The 14,791-nt window shown below is 65.8% G+C and carries 16 protein-coding genes and 2 pseudogenes; 12 read left to right on the forward strand and 6 right to left on the reverse strand.

The annotated features are described in order from the left end of the window. Nucleotides 1-11 precede the first annotated feature (11 nt). Together MAAFP003_RS09990 and MAAFP003_RS09995 are read right to left on the reverse strand one after the other, a co-directional pair. Nucleotides 12-539: a 3-phenylpropionate/cinnamic acid dioxygenase subunit beta gene (locus MAAFP003_RS09990; protein ID WP_096286524.1), complete on the reverse strand. Its 528-nt coding sequence runs from the start codon at nt 537-539 to the stop codon at nt 12-14. Beyond that, a complete protein-coding gene (locus MAAFP003_RS09995; RefSeq protein WP_096291028.1) occupies nt 536-1,879 on the reverse strand; it encodes a Rieske 2Fe-2S domain-containing protein in 1,344 nt (447 codons plus the stop codon). Before MAAFP003_RS09995 ends, MAAFP003_RS09990 begins: the two co-directional genes overlap by 4 nt. 266 nt (nt 1,880-2,145) lie before the next feature. Between MAAFP003_RS09995 and MAAFP003_RS10000 the strand changes: the two genes are divergently transcribed. Genes MAAFP003_RS10000 through MAAFP003_RS10020 form a run of 5 tightly spaced genes read left to right on the forward strand, consistent with a single transcriptional unit; the run spans nt 2,146 to nt 6,109 of the window. Further along, complete coding sequence (locus MAAFP003_RS10000) at nt 2,146-3,081, forward strand: Rieske (2Fe-2S) protein (RefSeq protein WP_096286526.1); 936 nt, start codon at nt 2,146-2,148, stop codon at nt 3,079-3,081. Nucleotides 3,082-3,112: 31 nt separating this feature from the next. After that, complete coding sequence (locus tag MAAFP003_RS10005) at nt 3,113-3,598, forward strand: hemerythrin domain-containing protein (RefSeq protein WP_096286528.1); 486 nt, start codon at nt 3,113-3,115, stop codon at nt 3,596-3,598. Nucleotides 3,599-3,631: 33 nt separating this feature from the next. Then, nucleotides 3,632-4,390 (forward strand): protocatechuate 3,4-dioxygenase subunit beta, encoded by a 759-nt coding sequence (gene pcaH, locus MAAFP003_RS10010; RefSeq protein WP_096286530.1) that lies wholly within the window; start codon nt 3,632-3,634, stop codon nt 4,388-4,390. Further along, nucleotides 4,383-4,874 carry a peptidase associated/transthyretin-like domain-containing protein gene (locus MAAFP003_RS10015; RefSeq protein ID WP_096286532.1) on the forward strand — a complete coding sequence of 164 codons (492 nt, stop codon included), beginning with the start codon at nt 4,383-4,385 and terminating at the stop codon, nt 4,872-4,874. The genes pcaH and MAAFP003_RS10015 overlap by 8 nt, the downstream gene beginning before the upstream one ends. After that, a complete protein-coding gene (locus tag MAAFP003_RS10020; RefSeq protein WP_096286534.1) occupies nt 4,871-6,109 on the forward strand; it encodes a lyase family protein in 1,239 nt (412 codons plus the stop codon). Before MAAFP003_RS10015 ends, MAAFP003_RS10020 begins: the two co-directional genes overlap by 4 nt. A 39-nt stretch (nt 6,110-6,148) precedes the next feature. Here MAAFP003_RS10020 and MAAFP003_RS10025 read toward each other — a convergent pair. Further along, nucleotides 6,149-6,787: pseudogene (locus MAAFP003_RS10025) on the reverse strand (TetR/AcrR family transcriptional regulator); the annotation flags it as partial. 257 nt (nt 6,788-7,044) lie between these two features. Here MAAFP003_RS10025 and MAAFP003_RS10030 point away from each other — a divergent pair. After that, nucleotides 7,045-7,329 (forward strand): DUF1876 domain-containing protein, encoded by a 285-nt coding sequence (locus MAAFP003_RS10030; RefSeq protein WP_096291029.1) that lies wholly within the window; start codon nt 7,045-7,047, stop codon nt 7,327-7,329. A 75-nt stretch (nt 7,330-7,404) separates the two neighbouring features. Here the strand turns inward: MAAFP003_RS10030 and MAAFP003_RS10035 are convergent. Both MAAFP003_RS10035 and MAAFP003_RS29130 read right to left on the reverse strand, forming a co-directional pair. Next, nucleotides 7,405-8,043 (reverse strand): annotated as a pseudogene (locus tag MAAFP003_RS10035) (dienelactone hydrolase family protein); the annotation flags it as partial. A 22-nt stretch (nt 8,044-8,065) separates the two neighbouring features. Further along, complete coding sequence (locus tag MAAFP003_RS29130; protein WP_096286538.1) at nt 8,066-9,190, reverse strand: Rv2629 family ribosome hibernation factor; 1,125 nt, start codon at nt 9,188-9,190, stop codon at nt 8,066-8,068. Nucleotides 9,191-9,422: 232 nt separating this feature from the next. Here MAAFP003_RS29130 and MAAFP003_RS10045 point away from each other — a divergent pair, with 232 nt between their 5' ends. Then, nucleotides 9,423-9,905 (forward strand): flavodoxin family protein, encoded by a 483-nt coding sequence (locus MAAFP003_RS10045; protein WP_096286540.1) that lies wholly within the window; start codon nt 9,423-9,425, stop codon nt 9,903-9,905. Between the two features lie 58 nt (nt 9,906-9,963). On the opposite strand, the gene MAAFP003_RS10050 is transcribed toward MAAFP003_RS10045, so the two are convergent. After that, on the reverse strand, nt 9,964-10,224 hold the full coding sequence (locus tag MAAFP003_RS10050; protein WP_096286542.1) for a hypothetical protein: 261 nt from the start codon (nt 10,222-10,224) through the stop codon (nt 9,964-9,966). A gap of 168 nt (nt 10,225-10,392) precedes the next feature. Between MAAFP003_RS10050 and MAAFP003_RS10055 the strand changes: the two genes are divergently transcribed. The 5 genes from MAAFP003_RS10055 to MAAFP003_RS10075 all read left to right on the forward strand — a co-directional run bounded on the left by MAAFP003_RS10055 (nt 10,393) and on the right by MAAFP003_RS10075 (nt 14,790). Next, nucleotides 10,393-11,640, forward strand: a complete 1,248-nt coding sequence (locus MAAFP003_RS10055) for an alpha/beta hydrolase family protein (RefSeq protein ID WP_243393850.1) — start codon at nt 10,393-10,395, stop codon at nt 11,638-11,640. A 14-nt stretch (nt 11,641-11,654) separates the two neighbouring features. Further along, nucleotides 11,655-13,058, forward strand: coding sequence for a wax ester/triacylglycerol synthase family O-acyltransferase (locus tag MAAFP003_RS10060; protein ID WP_096286544.1), 1,404 nt, complete (start codon nt 11,655-11,657; stop codon nt 13,056-13,058). Between the two features lie 100 nt (nt 13,059-13,158). Further along, the gene (locus tag MAAFP003_RS10065) at nt 13,159-13,818 is read left to right on the forward strand and encodes a hypothetical protein (protein ID WP_096286546.1); all 660 of its coding nucleotides are present in this window, start codon (nt 13,159-13,161) and stop codon (nt 13,816-13,818) included. Between the two features lie 162 nt (nt 13,819-13,980). Beyond that, nucleotides 13,981-14,394: a hypothetical protein gene (locus MAAFP003_RS10070; RefSeq protein ID WP_423790889.1), complete on the forward strand. Its 414-nt coding sequence runs from the start codon at nt 13,981-13,983 to the stop codon at nt 14,392-14,394. A 48-nt stretch (nt 14,395-14,442) separates the two neighbouring features. After that, nucleotides 14,443-14,790 carry a cupin domain-containing protein gene (locus tag MAAFP003_RS10075; RefSeq protein WP_096286550.1) on the forward strand — a complete coding sequence of 116 codons (348 nt, stop codon included), beginning with the start codon at nt 14,443-14,445 and terminating at the stop codon, nt 14,788-14,790. Nucleotide 14,791: the final 1 nt, after the last annotated feature.

The raw sequence follows: 14,791 nt of genomic DNA on the forward strand, positions 1-14,791 counted from the left end.
GAGTTCGTCGTTCACAGGAACACCGCCAGGTTCTGCATCCGCAACACCGACTCGTCGGCGCTGATCGTGCGCCGCGCGAGTTTCCATCGATCATCGCACCAGCGCAACAGGTCCTCGCGCCCGCACGACATCAGCGCGCTCTCGTTGACATCGCCGCGACTGCGGAACAGCAGTTCGGCGGATTCGACCACCAGGTGCTCGGCATCATCGGACTCGAATGTACGCACGTTGGTGATGAAGTGGCGTAACCGCGACGGCGGATCCTCGGCCCACACGTGGTCGGTGCCCATTCGCGCCACCCGCTGGCTCAGCGAGTACTTGTCCTCGTCGAAGTGAGCCATCCCGGGCGAGGTGTCGAACCCGGCTCCGCGTGCGGTCGTGACGCGTACCGGCATCCGGTAGCGGACGTCGTCGGTCAGGGTGTCCAGCCACGCCTCGTAGTGCTTGGCATCCAGCAGGTAGGCCTCGTCCACCAGAAACTGATGGGCCTGAAGATGCCGGGTGTCACCAAAGGGCAAGGACCGCAGGGCCTTTCTCACGCGGTGCCCCCCTGTAGGTAATCAGCCCACATCTTGAGCAGCTCGCGCTGGTTGTACTCGTTGTAGCCGACCTGGGCGCGACCCGGGCCGTGGAAGGACTCGGCGGGCAGCGCCTCGGCCACCGGACGATCGTCGGACAGCAGGCCCATCCGGCTGTTCAGCAGCATCCGTCGTGCCATCGAGCCACCCGCAGTGGTGGTCAGCGACACCCAGTTCTCCACGTCGTCTTGTTCGAACATGCCCGTCGAGCCGAAGCACATCAGATAGGCCTTGTAGGAATCACGCTGGTACTGCGGGGGCGCGGCGGAGTCCACCGCGAACCACGAGCAGACTTCGGTTTCGTGCTCACTGATGGGCTGCCACAAGCGGATTGAGATAAAGGGCAGCACCTCGTCATGCCGGTCGTGAACCTTCGGCCAGTTGTGCACGAAGCTCAGGTTGGGAAAGCAGGTGGCCGCCGAGATCATGAACCCGTCCTCGCCGACCACCCGCTGTTGCTCCGGCGTCCACACGCCCTTGATCCGCCCGATCATCTCGTCGGGGTAGCCGACGTAGCGCATCCGGTCCTCGAAGCTGCCCGGTGGAAGCTTGTACGTGGTGCCGCCGCCGCGATGTGCCCAGTAGGTGGCGCCGTCCTTTCGCTTCTGCGCCTTGGGTTCTCGGAACAGGCCGATCTCCACGATCGACGCGTGCGTGTGCGGCGTGTGGTACATGTCGCCGGAGAAGTTCTCGGCACCGATCTTCCAGTTCGCCTTGATCCGCCAGCGCTGCGGCCCCCGCACTTGCAGGCCGCCCGTGCTCTGCCTGCTGTAGAAGTCCAGATAGAAGCGGAAGTCGCCGAGGAAGTCCTCCAGCGGCTCGGCATGCGGATCCAGGCTGATGAACAGCAGGCCGTTGTAGCTGGCGAAGTTCGGTGCCGGCAGCAAGCCGTGGGCGCTCCTGGGGAAGCCCTGGTCGCCGCCGTAGGCCTCGCGGTGGAACGGCAGCCCGGTGAGCCGCCCGTCGTTGCGATATGTCCAGCCGTGGTATGGGCAGCGGAAGTTGGAGGCATTGCCCATTTCGGCGCGGCACACCTGCATGCCGCGGTGCAGGCACATATTGAACAAGGCGCGCACCTCGCCATTGCCGTCGCGGGTGAGGATGAACGAGTCGTCCAGAAGCCGGCGCACCACGTAGTCGCCGTCCTGCGGGATCTCCGATTCGTGGCCCACGAACATCCAGGCGCGGCTGAACAGCCGCTCCTTCTCGAGCGCGAACAGCTGCCGGTCGTTGTAGATGTGGGCGGGGATCAGTCCGCGGCGCACGTTCTCGAACAGGCCGTCCTCGACGACGTCTGTCATGGCCACCTCGCCCTCTGTTCTACAGAAACATCCTCCACTCAGTAGAATCCCGCGTTAAGCCCCGGCTGGTCAAACATGACCGGTCAGGGCGTTCAGCCGCCGGAAAGGAGCCTCGGGGGCAATTCACAGGCTTCACACAACCGGGCGTCCAGCGCCCGCGGCTAGCGTTGGTCACGGTGCATCGAGGGGTGTGTGAGGGAGCTTTAACCTGCCGTTTCGTAGCTCCCGCCGCCATCTGTGGCCTCTTCAGGGGAAGGACTGTTTCCATGGCTCTTCGGACCAGTGCTCGACTACGGAATCTCGGACCGCGCGCGTTGGCCGCTATCGGCCGCCAGAAGTGGCTGGACCGGCCCAGTTACCGGCTGGAACACGCGCTCAGCTTCGCCTTCAACGGATTGGGACCCGCCCGCAACACCGTCACCAACGCGCTGCACGGGGTCTGGCTCGGGCACCCGGCGCATCCTCCGCTGGCGTCGCTGACCAGCGGGGCGCTGGCCACCACGGTGGCCCTCGACGCGCTCAGCGCGGTGCCCGGCCGCCCCGCCCACGAAATGACCGACGCCGCACGGTTCGCCTCGCGCGCCCTGGGGGTCGGGATCGCGGCTAGCGTCGGTTCCGCCCTCACCGGCGCCGCCGATTGGCAGCACACGCACGAAAAGGACCGCCGGGTGGGCCTGGTGCATGGCGTGGTGAACCTGGTCGCGACCGGGCTGTACGCGCAGTCCTGGTGGGATCGCCGCCGGGGTCGTCACCGTCGCGGCATCGCGCTCACCGCGCTCGGCTACCTGATCACCGTCGGCGGCAGCTATCTCGGCGGCGCGCTGGTGTTCGAATCCGGCATCGGCATCGACCAGTCCGGCCGGCGGCTGAGCACCAGCGAATGGACGCCGGTGCTGGAGGCGAACTCGTTGAACGGGAAGCCGGTCCGGGTCGAGGTCGACGGCGTGGGGCTGGTGGTGTGCCAGACCAAGCCCGGGGAGGTATCGGCGTACGGCGAGTTCTGCCCGCACCTGGCGGCGCCGATGGCTGACGGCTGGGTGGACCGCGGCCGCATCGTATGTCCTTGGCACGGTTCATGGTTCGCGGCCGAGTCGGGCGAGGTGCTGCGTGGCCCGTCGGCTGCACCGCTGCCGTGCTACGAAGCCAGGTTGGCCAACGGAATGGTCGAAGTTCGCGGCGAGGCGCAGCCCAGCGGGACATAGGGATCGAAGGGATCGAAGGGATCGGAGCAACGTGAACGCGTACGAAGTGTTGAAGGACCACCACGTCGTGATCAAGGGCCTCGGCCGCAAAATCAGCGAGGCGCCGGTGAACAGCGAACAGCGCCATGCACTTTTCGACGAGATGCTGATCGAACTCGACATTCACTTCCGCATCGAAGACGACCTCTACTACCCGGCACTGAGCGCCGCCTCGAAGCTGATCGCGGTGGCACACGCCGAGCACCGCCAGGTCATAGACCAGCTCTCGGTGCTGCTCAAAACCCCGCAGACCGCGCCCGGTTACGAGGATGAATGGAAATCGTTCAAGACGGTGCTCGAGGCGCACGCCGATGAGGAGGAACGCGACATGATTCCCGCCCCTCCCGAGGTGAAGATCACCGACGCCGAGCTCGAGAAGCTGGGCAACAAAATGAACGCGAGAATCGCGCAGTACCGGGGTTCCGCGGTGCACAAACTTCGGACCAAAGGGCGCGCCGCGCTGGTACGGGCTCTATAGTTCGGGCGCCGTGGGCGAGTAGCGTCACGCTTCGTGAGGGCCGCACCCCAGCGCGTCGCGTCGCAGGATGACATCACGGCGGAGATCGCCGACATCGCGGCCCGGCACGCCGGCAACGCGGACACCCAGCCGCGGCTGGACTATCCGCCATACCGCAGCAGCGCGCTGCGCCATCCGAAACAACCTCTGCTGCTGGTGGATCCCGACGAGCTCGAGCGCAGCGCGCCGTGCTTCGGCGAGCGTGACGTCCACCCGCGCGACGCCGACCTGACGGCCGGCCATCCGGGCGAGCCGATCGGCGAACGCATCATCGTGGCCGGGCGGTTGCTCGAAGAGTCGGGACGACCGCTGGCCGGACAGCTGATCGAGATCTGGCAGGCGAACGCCGCCGGCCGCTACCGTCACGAGCGCGATCAGCATCCGGCACCGCTGGACCCGAACTTTGTCGGGGCCGGGCGCTGCCTGACCGGGCCCGACGGGACCTACCGGTTCGTGACCGTCAAGCCCGGTCCTTACCCGTGGCGCAATCATCACAACGCCTGGCGCCCGGCGCACATCCATTTCTCGCTGTTCGGTACCGCGTTCACCCAGCGCCTGGTCACCCAGATGTACTTCCCTGCAGACCCGCTGTTCGATTTGGATCCGATCTTCCAATCGGTCGTGGATCCCGTTGCGCGCCAACGTCTGATCGCCGGCTACGACCATGGCCTCACCGAGGCGGAGTATGCGACCGGCTATCGATGGGACATCGTGCTGGCCGGCGATTCCTGGGCCGGGGCCCGACATGACTGAATCAGCCTGCACGCCAGGGCAAACCGTCGGTCCTTTCCTGCATCTCGGAATGCCTTGCGCCGCTGAGTTGGTGAGGGATTCGGATGCCGGAACCATCCGGCTGCACGGCACGGTGTACGACGGCGACGAGACACCGGTGCCCGATGCCCTGGTCGAACTCTGGCAGGCCGGCGACGGGTGCACCGGATGGGGCAGGGCCGCAACGGATTCCGACGGGCACTATGGTTTCACCACCGTGCTGCCGCAGCACCCGCCGTTTTTCGCACTCACCGTCTTCGCGCGCGGCCTGCTGGACCGGCTGTTCACTCGCGCTTATCTGCCCGGGGCCGACCCGGGCACCGATCCCGTGCTGGGCGCCGTCGACGCCGAACGGCGCGCAACGTTGTTGTGCGTCCCGGAAAGCCGAAAGGACTACCGGTTCGACATTCGGCTGCAGGGTCGGCGCGAGACGGTGTTTCTGGCCTACCGGGGTGCCGGGGGATGACCAATCTGCTGTGGCCCGGCGATCACCGGGCCGGCGAGCACCTGACCGATCAGACGGTGCTGCGCGCGATGGTGGCGGTGGAATCCGCCTGGCTGAGCGCGCTGGCCGCCGCGGGTCTGGCGCCGGCCGACGCAGCCGGCGCCGACCTGTCGAACCTGGTGGACCACCAGGACATCGAGACGCTCGCGGTCGCCGCCGAGGACAGCGGCAACCCGGTTGTCGCTTTGGTCGAGCTGCTGCGCCGGCGAGCCAAACCCAGTATCGGTCCGTGGATCCACCGCGGACTCACCAGCCAGGACGTGGTGGACACCGCGCTGATGATGGGCGTGCGCGACGTCGCCGATGAGCTGAGAATGCAGCTTCGTGACCAGGTTTCGGCATTGGCCGCGCTTGCGAACACACATCGGGCCACCCCGATGGTGGCCCGCACCTTGACCCAGCAGGCCGCGCCCACCACATTCGGCGCCAAGGTAGCCGGGTGGTGCACCGGTCTGGTCGACGCCTACGAACGGCTGGGTGGCCTGACCACCCCGATCCAGGTCGGCGGTGCCGTCGGAACATGGTCGGCCACGACCGAACTCGCGGCGCTGCTCACCGACGCGGCCGATCCGCCGGAGGTGGCGGAGCGGGTCGTGCACAGTGCTGCGGCCGCTTTGGGTCTCGCCGTGCGAACGCCGTGGCATACCGCCCGGACGCCCGTCACCGCGGCGACGGATGCCTTCCTCGCATGCACCGATAGCTGGGGCCGAATCGCCTCGGACGTCGTTGTTCTGGTTCGCCCGGAGATCGGCGAGCTGAGCGAGCCGGCCGCCGAGCAGCGGGGCGGCTCGTCGTCGATGCCACACAAGCGCAATCCGGTGTTGTCCATCTTGATTCGGCGCGCCGCGCTGTGCGCACCGCAGTTGGCCGCGACCCTGCACACCGCGGCGGCGCTGGCCAACGACGAGCGCCCCGACGGCGCCTGGCATGCCGAATGGGACACGCTGCGAACCCTGACCCGGCGGACCGTGGTCGCGGGCTCCCAGTGCGGCGAGTTGCTGGCCGGGTTGGCGGTACACGCCCCGCGGATGGCCGAGAACCTCAGTGCGGCAAATGTTCTCGGTGAGCAGCAGGTAATCGCCGAGCTGGCCGGGAAACCGCCGTCGCCAACCTATTTCGGTGCCGTCGACCGATTGATCGACGAGAGCCTAGGTCGCGCCGAGCGGGTAGTCGGCAAACGGAGTAGTGGCCCGTAGCGCCAGGGCGGCGTGCCCGGCAGCGGCGAGGCCGTCTTCGTAGATGCTGGCCAGCCAGATGTGGACCAGCGTGTCGATCACCCGGTCTTCTCGGATCGAGGGTTCCTCGGAGGTGAACGTCGCGGCCATCACCCGCTCGCTCAACATGTTGAGCGCGACGGACAGATCCTCTGCCGAGATGGTGTCCGGCGCCGCGCCGCGCTCACGTTCGGCCTTGATCGCGTTGGTGGTGAACGAGATCCACGTCTGCATCAGCGTCGACCACAACGCCCGGACTTCGGGGTTGGTGGACTTGGCCGAGGCGCCGGCCACCGCGACCGCCGGGTGTGATCCCGACACCGCGAAGAACGCCTCGATTCGGTCGCGCCACAGCGTGGCTGGATCGCCGGTCAGCTTGGCGCGCAGCGACTTGAGGGCGGCATGCGCCTTGGTGTTCATCTGGTCCAGCAACGACAACAGCACGGCATTTTTGGACTGGAAATAAAAGTAGAAGGTGGGCCGGGAGATGCCGGCGCCTTTCGCCAGATCGTCGACGGAGAAGTCGGCTAATGGCCGCTCTTCCAAGAGCCGCTCGGCGGTGGCAAGAATGGCCTTCTCGCGGTCGTCTCCCGAGTGATGCGACGCCCGACGGCCGCGCGAGGCATGCGCGTACCCGCTGTAGGCCGAGGGGTCGGACACGGCACATACCCTAGGGGTACACCGATATATGCCAGGGAAATTGTCGATTAAAACCAACAATAATGTCGATTAAGTTCAACATTTCTTATCTGTCGATTCATTCGTCGACCCGGGCGAAAGGCGCAGCAGCAAGGCCGGCGCAAGACTACAAACTACCTTGCGACTCGGGACTTCCGCCCCTACTTCGGGCCCGACCGGTGATGGTCATCTATACATCGATCAACGATGTGCCAGCTGGGCAGACAGGACGACTGCTGATGTCGAAAGACAGTGACGACACGAACAAGAGTTGCCGCGTCGACGTGCTGATCGAAGAACACGAAGAGCGGACCCGGGCGAAGGCGCGACTGTCTTTGGCGGGTAGGAAGTTCGTCGGCATTGGGCTGGCACGACTCGATCCGGCGGACGAGCCGGTGGCCCGGATCGGTGACGAGCTCGCGATCGCGCGCGCGTTGACCGACTTGGCGAATCAGCTGCTCGCCGTGACGTCAAGCGATATTCAAGCCAGCACCCATGAGCCGGTCACGGGCCTGCACCACTGAATCGGGCCTGTCACCGAATGCCGCGGCGGTCCCGGCCTCCTCCTACCCTAACCGGGACCGCCGCTTTCAAAAACTCTAGGAAGCCGCCGGATCGAGGTGACCGAGGAACCAATCGCGAGCCAGGATCGCGACCTGCTCGAGCGTGCCCGGCTCCTCGAAAAGGTGAGTGGCACCGGGAACCACGGCGACTTTGCACTCGGCGGGGATCGCCGCCTGCGCCTTCCGGTTCAGTTCAAGGACCATCTCGTCGTGCCCCCCGACGATCAACAGGGTCGGAGCCTCGACTTTGCGCAGCAACCCGTCCGCCAGATCGGGCCGCCCGCCCCGCGACACCACCGCGGCGACCTTGATACCTGGGTGCGCGGCCGCAGCCAGGGCGGCGCCCGCTCCGGTGCTGGCACCGAAGTACCCCACCGGCAATGATGCGGTATCGGGTTGAGCGGCCAGCCAGGTCGTGACGTGGATCAGCCGGTGCGCGAGCAACCCGATGTCGAAGACGTTGGACCGGTCGCGTTCTTCTTCGGGTGTCAGCAGGTCGAAAAGCACCGTGGCGAACCCGGCCGTGTTGAGTATTTCGGCGACATAGCGATTACGGGGGCTGTGCCTGCTACTACCGCTGCCATGCGCGAACACGATGACGCCCTTGGGGTGCGGGGGAATGGTGAGCTGGCCGGCCACGGATGCAGGCCCGACAGCCACCCGAATTTCCTTGTCTATCATGGTGATCGGCCCAATCCTAAGGTCGCCGGCCGGCAAGGCGGTCGGTCGCGGCATAGCGCAACAACGCGGCAATTCCGTCGTTCGGTGCGATCCGATCGTCGGCCCGGACCAATGAGGCGCCGACGGCGATTGCGCTGAACGGCAACGCCTCGTCGGCCCGTGCGATGCGCTCCACCGCTTCGCCCAGTTCGGACAACGCGTCGGCATCGGGCGCGATCGTGGTGAGCGCTCGGCCGGTGACCACGACGGCATCGGCCAGGTCGCCGATGATCAGTGTGTCGATGTCGCCGTCCCGCAGTGCCGCGCACACGTCGGCGAGTCCCTGCGCTGCCAAGCCGGATCCGCGCCCGATTTCGGCTTCGAATCGGCTTGCGATGTCCGTCATTTCGAGACCGTGACGCCGGGCGAACTCCGCCGAGGTCGCTTCGTGGACCTCTTCCTCGTCGGCGCGGCCTTTGTGGGCGCCGCCGTGCAACTGCGAGACCCGTTGGGCAACCCGTTCCGGCAATTCGGCAAACAGATCTGCGCGTGCCGGAACCGCGCCGCTGACGAACACCACCTCGGGATTGGCTTCGTCCACCAGCCGGGTCAAGTGTTCAGCGACCGCACGGCAGTTCATCCGAATAGCTTCATCGGTCGTGTGTTGTAAGTCGCCGTAGCCATTCCAGCCGGCAGTGGCGGGCTTGTGCACCGGGTATCCGGCACCTTCGACGCGAGTGGATGTGACGGTGGTGCCGTCGTAGAGGCTGATGTCGGCGCCGGTGTGGTCGACCGCGGCGAACACGTACACCGGTTGCCGCAACTCGCCTTCGATCAGCGGCAGGACATAGGGGTAATCCGAGAAGCGAACCACCGTGCTCGGGGGTGGGCAGCTGAGTTGTTCGTCGATCAGCACGTGGTCGCTGGTCGCGATCACCGCCCTGCCGCGCCGACCCACCGCGGGGCGGTGGTTGCACACCGCGTCCTCGAGCGTGCCGATGAGTTCCGGTCCCGCGCCCATGTTTTCAAGGTGCTTGCGTATTTCGTGCCACGTCGCTTCGAGTTGCTCGACCGCTCCTGCCGTGTCGTGCGAGTCGTCGAAATACACCGAGGCGAACGGGCCTTCCGCCTTTGTCAGCCCCCTGAGACGTTCGGATCGCATGTCGCACCTTTGCTGTTGTGTCTTCGTCTGCTGCTGGTCAACGTATGAAGGGCGACCGCGAACTCGCCAGAGTCATTAGCCCCCTGATAAGGGCCTTAAGTCCCGTGGTGTGTCGCACCATGTCGACAAGTGACCAACGCCCCGGGCCTTCGTGGCTTTCCGCCCTTACCGGCAGGCGGGCGGCGGCACAGCATGGAAGCGTCTGGGCAGTTCTGTGGAAGGGAGTCGGCCCATGAAGGCGCTGATCGTCTGCTCGTCGAAATCGCATGGCAATACCCGTCGCATCGCCGACCGGATGGCGCAGGTGCTCGACTGCGAGGTGATCGCCCCCGAGGTGGCCGACCCCGCGACACTGGGCGGCTATGACCTAGTGGGCTTCGGGTCCGGTATCTACTACATGGCGGTCGATGCCAGGCTGCGCAGCCTGATACGCCATGTGCCGGGCGTGCACCAGGTCCGGGCTTTCACCTTCTTCACCAGCGGCGCCCGCGAGATTCCACTCATGGGCTACCGCAAACCGGTGCGGAAAATGCTCGAAGCAAAGGGTTTTGACGTGATCGGTTCATTTTCCAGCCGCGGGTGGGACACGGTCGGCCCATTCGGATTCATCGGCGGGATCAACAGGGACCGGCCCAATGAGCACGACCTGGATCGTGCCGCGGCATTTGCGGCCCGCCTTCGCACGCAGGTGGAAAGTTCGCGCGCGGCCGGCTGAGGATACGGTTGGCCGGGCAGTTGGATCGCAACCGCCCGGCCAACGCCTTATCCGGCCGCTACTTACTCGTGGCCTCCGCGGCGCTGTGCACCACACTGCGGAAGAACTCGATCCGTGCGGTGGTCAATTCCTCCGCCAGGTCCAGTGCGGCGTCGACGACGGTTTTGCGTCGCGACTGCTCCGGAAGCACAGGGCTGATCTGATCGACGAACTTGCGTACCGCGTCGATCGCTTGCTTGCGGCCACTTTCGACCGACTCGAGCACGTCGTCAGAAAGTTCGGCCCAGCGCGGCTCGGGTTTTGCCGGTGCCTCTGTCATGATCCCCACTCCTACTCGAAACAAAGTCTTGCGGACGCCCACGACGGTACGACGTTTCGGGGGGTCAGCACGAGTGACTAAAGTCCTTTGTCCCAGCTGGACTTTCGAGATCCGCAACGGGCCCTAGGTCCCTAACGGACGGAACCGAGACGGTGTTAGCGTGCCGTCATGGCAACGCCGACCGGCGACGACCGACAGCAGCCGGCCGCTTCTCATCGAAGCGCGCCCGGCGGTGCGTTGGTGGAGGCGATCACCCCTTTCGTGCATACCGGCCAGTACGTCACCCGGTCGTGGCGCGACTACCTCGGTCGTGCGTCGGACGAGCTCCCGATCGCGCGGCCCACCATCGCGCTGACGGCCCAGGCCTTTCGCGACGAGGTCGTCTTGGTGGGCCTGAAGGCGCGCCGCCCGATCAGCCGGCCCGATGTGTTCGAGCGCATCACCCGCGAGGTGATCGACGGGGTCCAGTTCTACGGGGACAAGGGCTGGCTGGAAAAGCCCAGGGGGTTCTTCGGTGAGCCACCAGTGCTTTCCGACGTCGAGATCCGGAAGGTGAAAGGGCGCAGGCGCTCATTCCAGCGCATCTTCTTCGACAGTGGGTACGCACCGCGTAGCGGTGAACCGGGCGCCCAACGATGGATGAGCTACACCGCGAATAATCGCGAATACGCGCTGCTGCTGCGCCATCCGCAGCCTCGCCCTTGGTTGGTGTGTATTCACGGCACCGAAATGGGCCGTGCTGCAGTGGATCTCGCTCTTTTCCGGGCGTGGAAACTGCACGACGAACTCGGACTCAACGTGGTGATGCCGGTTCTCCCCATGCATGGGCCCCGAGCGCGCGGCTTGCCCAAGGGGGCGGTGTTCCCGGGCGAGGATGTGCTCGACGACGTGCACGCGACGGCTCAGGCGGTGTGGGACATCCGGCGGCTGTTGTCCTGGATTCGCTTACAGGAGCCCGAATCGCTGATCGGGTTCAACAGCCTTTCGCTCGGCGGCTACATCGCGTCGCTGGTGGCCAGCCTCGACAAGGGTCTTACCTGTGCGATTCTTGGTGTGCCCGTGGCAGACCTGGTCGAATTGCTGGGGCGCCATTCGGGTCTCGGTCACGACGACCCTCGCCGGCAGACGATGGAGTTGGCCGAACCCATCGGTCGCATGGTCTCGCCGTTGTCGCTCACTCCGCTGGTGCCCGCGCGGGGCCGCTTCATCTACGCCGGCATCGCCGACCGCGTGGTACATCCCCGCAAGCAGGTGACCCGCCTCTGGCAGCACTGGGGTAAACCGGAGATCGTCTGGTATCGCGGTGGTCACACCGGATTCTTCCGCTCACAGCCCGTGCAGCGGTTTGTGTGGGAGGCATTGCTGCAGTCCGGCCTGCTGGACGGGCCAGCCACGCAGCGCGACCGCCCTGCCTAGTTGCGGAGGTTGACATGCATCCGCTGGATCCGCTGGATGCGGCGATGATGGCCGCGGAGTTGGTGTCGAGCCCTATGCACGCCGGCGCCGTGCTGATCCTGTCGCCGCCGGCGGATGCCGTACCCGGCTACGTCGACGAACTGTATCGGGAAACACTCACCGCGAACGGATCGATAGACGCCCGGCTTCGCAGATACCCGCATCGTGGTATCGACACCGCCGGCGTCTGGGTGTGGCGGGACAGCGAGCGACTCGATGTGAGCCGACACTGCTTGCGCCGCACCGTCTCCGGAGGCTACGACGCGTTCTGGCGGCTGATCGGCGAGCTGGATGAAGAACGCCTCGACCGGTCCCGTCCGATGTGGATGTCCTATCTGATCGATGGTCTCCAGGATCGTCGATTCGCGTTCTACATCAAGGTGCATCACACCCTGATCGACGGTGTGGCCGGTCTTCGGATGATCGCCGACGCATTGAGCAGTGACCCGAAGCGGCGGTCGATGCCGCCCTTCTACGCCGAGCACCGCGACGGATCCTCGTCCCCACCCGTGTCACCGGGATTGGTGTCTCGTCTTACCGCGCCGCTACGGACGGTGATCGACACCACGGCGTCGAGCGTCGGTCTGATCGAACGAGTCGTCACAGGGGAGCTGTCGACGCTGATGGACGGCCTCGTCGGTTACACGACCGGGTGGCCCTTCGGAGCGCCCTACACCCGGTTCAACGGCCGGCTGGGGACCGAGCGGGCGGTCTGCGCGGGCAGCTGGGCCAAGGATCGTATCCAGGCTGTGCAAGAGGCGGCCGGTGTCACCGCCAACGACGTGGTCACCGCCATGGTGGCCGGAGTTGTACGGCTCTGGCTGGGCAACCGCGATGAAATACCCGACCATTCATTGGTTGGCGTCTGCCCGATCACGGTGCGCGATCGCATCGTTGACCCGTCAAATGACCAGCATGGCAACATGTTCGGTCTTTGGCTGTGCCCGTTGGGAACAAATCTGGATGACCCGATCGCACGACTACGACTGATTCACCGATCGATGTCGGAGGGTAAACGGTGGGTCGCGAAACGGGGATCGGCGGCATCACTACTGACGAATGCGGCGAGCATCGCCGCCACCGTCATTTCTCCGCTGCTGCCGTTCACGCCGAAGATACGGACGGGGTTCAACCTCCCGATATCGCACGTGCCGGGTCCTCAGGCTGAAATGTATTGGAACGGCGCTCATATCGAGGAGATCTATCCGGTGTCGACCGTTTACGACGGGATGGCGCTCAACGTCACGACCTGCTCGTACTCCGACCGCATCGGATTCGGCTACGCGGCTGGTCGCGACGTCGTGCCGGATATCGACACGCTGATTCCGCTGACGGAGCAATGCCTTGTCGAACTCGAATCCGCCCTGGGTGTGCGCTGATGCAGGGCAAAGGGGACTTCGGTCCCTACCGGCGCGCAATCCCACGTGGTCAGATCGACCAGTACGGCCAACCATTCGCGCAAGATTTGGTGGGGACGGCATGACGCATCTGATCGGACCGATCACCAGGACAGCGGCGCTGCTCGCGCTGTTGTACGGTGCCCGACGCTATTACCGCAACTGGGGCACAACCAAAGCGGAATGCCGGATGCTACTGCCCGGCGACAGATTGGTCGCCGATCCCGCCATCCAGTCAACCGAAGCGATCTACATCGACGCCCCCACGGCAGCGGTCTGGCCATGGCTGCTGCAGATGGGCCAGGACCGCGCCGGCTTCTACGGCTGCGAGGGCGCGATGAACGCGATCGGTCTCGGTTACCACCACACCGATCGAGTGCACCCCGAATGGCAACAGCTCGCGGTGGGAGACACCATTCGCCTGGCGCCCGAGGGCTGGCTGGGTCAGCCCGACGGGGTGACGTTCAGCGTCACGGAGATCGTGCCGGAAAAGTACCTGGTGCTCCATGCCACGACGTCGAACCCGGTCTCGGATGTGGTGTGGTCGTTCCACGTTCAGCCGCACTGGGAGGACCGGGTGCGACTCCTGTCCCGCGTCAGGATCGCGCTGCGCCGACCGGGCGCGGTGTTCGCCATGGAACTGGCCAGGCCGGTAGTGGCCTTCGGCACGCGGGGCTTGCTGCTCGGCATCAAACACCGCGTGGAGACGGCGTCGGGCATCGCGCACAGCCACGCCCGTTGATTCGGCTCGCGCGCGATGATCGCGACGGCGGTCAGTCGGCCCGCCTCGGGCTCATGCAGGGAGCGTTGGAAACCTGGGGGGCGCCGTCGATCGTCTCGACGCGTTCGTCGAACCCGATCTGGCACACCTCGAGTTGCAGGAGGCCTGAGAGTGAACACCGAAATGGCGGTTGCCGTCGCGGTCACCTTCGTCTGGCTCGGCATGGTGCTGGCCATCTCGTTCCTGGAAGCGCCGCTGAAATTCCGGGCGCCCAACGTCACGTTGCAGATCGGGCTCGGCATCGGGCGCCTCGTCTTCCGTGCGCTCAACACCGTCGAGGTCGCGTTCGCGATCATCATCCTGGCGGTCGTGGTGGACGGTCCGATGCCGATGCGGATCGGCATCGCGTTCGCTGTCGCGTTCGCGGCGCTGGCGATCCAGTTGGTCGCGGTGCGGCCCCAACTGACCCGCCGCTCCGACCAGGTGCTGGCCGGGCTGGACGCACCCCGCTCCCGCGCCCACTACGCCTACATCGCCCTGGAGGTGGTCAAGACCGTGGCGCTGATCGTGGCGGGGATACTGCTATTGACCGCGTGATACCCGAAGGCCGATCGTCAGCCCACCGCCGCACGAGGGGACCTACCAATGGAATCGATCTCGCTGACCAGCCTGGCCACCGAAAAGCTGGCCGAAGCCCGGCAGTCGCACAGCGGCCGAGCCGCCCACACCATCCACGGCGGCCACGACCACGAACTCCGGCAGACCGTGCTGGCCCTGCTCGCCGACCACGACCTGTCCGAACACGACAGCCCCGGCGAGGCGACGCTGCAGGTGCTGCAGGGTCACGTGCGCCTGACGACCGGCAGTGACTCCTGGGAGGGTAAGACCGGCGACCATGTCGCGATCCCGCCGCAGCGCCATGCCCTGCACGCGGTCGAGGATTCGGTGATCATGCTGACCGTGCTGAAGAGCATCCCCGGCCAATCGCACTAGT

Source organism: Mycobacterium ahvazicum (assembly GCF_900176255.2).
Classification (GTDB): domain Bacteria; phylum Actinomycetota; class Actinomycetes; order Mycobacteriales; family Mycobacteriaceae; genus Mycobacterium; species Mycobacterium ahvazicum.